The organism is uncultured Methanobrevibacter sp., assembly GCF_947169325.1.
Taxonomy (GTDB): Archaea; Methanobacteriota; Methanobacteria; order Methanobacteriales; family Methanobacteriaceae; genus Methanocatella.
On record NZ_CAMVPN010000136.1, the window covers coordinates 1 to 3,643 of the forward strand.

At 34.9% G+C, this 3,643-nt stretch carries 1 protein-coding gene; it reads left to right on the forward strand.

The features are described 5' to 3' along the window. Positions 1-120 precede the first annotated feature (120 nt). Positions 121-3,643 (forward strand): AMP-binding protein (locus Q0W26_RS11735; RefSeq protein WP_298525675.1); only part of this gene is annotated, 3,523 nt, incomplete at its 3' end.

Sequence of the window (3,643 nt, forward strand, 5' to 3'; positions counted from 1 at the left end):
ATATTAAAGCAAATAATTAATGTTGAAAAATTAGAAGAGATTACCTACATTACACGCGAAGATATTCAAATTTTAGACAGTTATAATCAAACACAGCATAATTTTAAGTATAATGATATTTTGGATGCATTTAACGATAATTTATCAAAATATGAAGATAATCTGCTGGTGGGTTATGAGGACAATAGTTATACTCATGGACAGGGTGCATTCATTGCAAATGAGGTTGCAGGTAAATTATGTGAGTTGGGTGTTGTAAAACAGGATCATGTTGCATTATTCGTAAATCGCAGTGAATGGGTCCTGCTTGCAAGCATGGGTGTTCTATCAAGGGGAGGCATTTACGTACCTATTGATACAGGCTATCCCGATGAAAGAGTTATTCTAATGCTTGAGGACACTAAATCCAAAGTGGTCATTGTTGATGATGATAGCTCAAAACGCATGAAAAGCATCATTGCTAAAAATGATTTGGATATTGATGTTTTGAATGTTTCAGACATCATTTCAGGAGATATTTCATCTTCAAAGCATTTAAATGCTGTTGAAGTTGAGGATGAAGATATTGCTTGTGTTTTATATACTAGTGGTACTACAGGTGTTCCTAAAGGTGTTTTGGTTACTAGAAAGGCAATAAACAACTTTGTATCCTGGTATGTTGATGAAACCAACTTCACTTCCAGGGATGTTTATGGCATGCACTGTTCATATGTGTTTGATATACATACGGCCGCATTATATGCTCCAGTCATTACTGGAGGTTCATTATATGTAGTTCCAGAAGAGATCAGACTTGACTTGAAAGCATTGAACGATTATTATGTCGAACATGGATGTACCCATACATACATTACAAGCCAGGTGGGCAAGCTGTTTGCTGAAAGTGGCATGGAAACCACCATCAAACTTTTATGTTTTGGTGGAATGAAGCTTGGTGAGCTGAATGCACCGGATTCCATCGGTCCATTTGAATCTTACGGTCCTTCAGAAAACCTGGCAATATCAACAAGCATATTCGCAAACAAACGTACGCATCACTCAAGCATAGGCAGATTCATCAGCAATGTCAGAGGGTACGTTTTGGATAAGGAGTTTCGCCGCATACCTTTAGGTGCAGTAGGGGAATTATACCTGGCAGGTAGTCAATTAACTCCGGGTTACCTAAATCGTAGTGAAGAAAATGAAAATGCATTCTTTGACAATCCATTTGATGATGAGGAAGGCTATGAGCACATTTATAAAACTGGAGATATGGTAAGATTCTTGCCTGACGGTACACTAGGCATAATCGGCCGTCACGACAGCCAAGTTAAAATAAGGGGAAACCGTGTGGAACTCACAGAAGTTGAATCATCAATAAGAAGCATGGAAAATGTTGAAGATGTCACAGTACAAACAACTATAAATAACGGAAATAATGAATTAGTTGCCTATGTTGTAATAAACAATGATTTGGATGGGGATGAATTGAAGGATTCCATTTGCGATTATGTCAATGCACATAAACCTGAATATATGGTTCCATCATACGTCGTTAAATTAGATGCAATTCCATTAAATGTTAATGGAAAAGTAGATAAACGCGCTTTACCTGATGTGGTTCTCACTAGTTTATATGCGGATTATGTTGCTCCAACAACTGAAGATGAAAAAATTATCGTTGAAGCATTTGAAAAAGTATTTAATCATCAAATTGGTATTTATGATGATTTTGTTCGTATAGGTGGTGATTCATTAACCGCCATAAGATTACTATCTTATCTTGAGGGTTATAATATTACTGCAGTTGACATTTTAAGATTACATACTCCTTATGAGATTGCCAAAAACATCAGAAAAGTTGAATTTGATTTGGATGTTTACACCCTGCAAAGCGGTTGTCCTCTAAATGAATCCCAATTAAATGTTTATTTGGACATGATGGTCAACAATAAAGATGACGCTTATATCATTCCTGTTTTCATGGAGATTTCTAAAAAATATGAGATAAACGATATCCAAAATGCCATAAATAATATTCTTGATGTTCATCCAATCTTATCCATGTGCATCAGTGATGAATTTGAAGTTCCTTACTTGGTGAAAGGATCCAAACCATCAATCACTGTTGAAAGCAATGTTGATGAGGATTACATTATCGAATTCGCAAATAGGCCATTCGATTTAAATGATAGCTTATGCAGGTTCTTAATTGTTAATGATAATGATGATTATAAGTTGTTCGTTGCCTTCAATCATATAATATTCGATGGATTGTCAGCTAATGTATTTAAACGTGACCTGCAGGATATTCTTGATGGGGAATCAATCAGTGTGGATGAATCATTCTTAAAAGTATCTGCCTTTTCACAGCAAATGCAAAACACCGATGAGTATGCCGATGCTAAAAAGTTCTATGAATCCATGTTAACGGATAATGAAGAAACCAGCACTTTAATGGAGAGCATAGATTCAGATGAACATGGCTACTTAAAAATTGATTTGAATTTGGACACTAATTTATTAAAATCCTTTTTGGACAGTCATGGCGTGAGTGAAAACGTATTATTCACCGCTGCTTTTGCATATACCTTATCTCGCTTTACAGGTTATGAAAATGCTTCATTTAATCTAGTGGAAAATGGACGGGACAGATTCAATAATTTCAATTCCATTGGTATGTATGTGAATACCCTTCCCGTAATAGTCAATTGTAAAAATCAGGATATTGCATCATTTATGGAGAATATGGGCAGCTTAATTTATGATGTTATGAGATATAATTATTATCCATTTAGATTACTTGCAAATGAATATAACATCAATTCAGACATCTTATTCCAATTCATGCCTGAATGGATTGGAGGTATTGGCCAATCCAATGACTCATTAAATAATAGTGAAAATGACATAATAACCAAAAGAAATAGTTCAATCGCCGATCTTGTTGTGGAAGTAGTTCAATTCAGTCAAAATTACAATTTGAATATAATGTATTGCGGCAAATATTCTAAAAGTTTTGTCGAGCATTTCGCCGAATCTTACAAGTTAATATTAAAGCAAATAATTAATGTTGAAAAATTAGAAGAGATTACCTACATTACACATGAAGATATTGAAATTTTAGACAGTTATAATCAAACACGGTATAATTTTAAGTATAATGATATTTTGGATGCATTTAATGATAATTTATCTGAATGTGAGGGTAATGTGTTGGTGGGTTATGAGGACACTAGTTATACTCATGGGCAGGGTGCATTCATTGCAAATGAGGTTGCCAATAAATTATGTGAGAGGGGTGTTGTAAAACAGGATTATGTTGCATTATTTGTAAATCGCAGTGAATGGTTCCTGCTTGCAAGCATGGGTGTTTTATCAATGGGAGGAATTTATGTACCTATTGATACAAGCTATCCCGATGAAAGAGTTATTTTCATGCTTGAAGACACCAAATCAAAAGCAGTCATTGTTGGTGATAACAGTGCCAAACGCATGAAAAGCATAATTGCTGAAAATGATTTGAATATTAATGTCTTTAATGTTTCTGATATTGCTGCAGGCAACATTCAAACTTCAAAGCATTTAAGCACTGTTGAAGTTGATGAGGAAGACATTGCTTGCGTTTTATATACTAGTGGTACTACTGGTGTTCCTAAAGGTG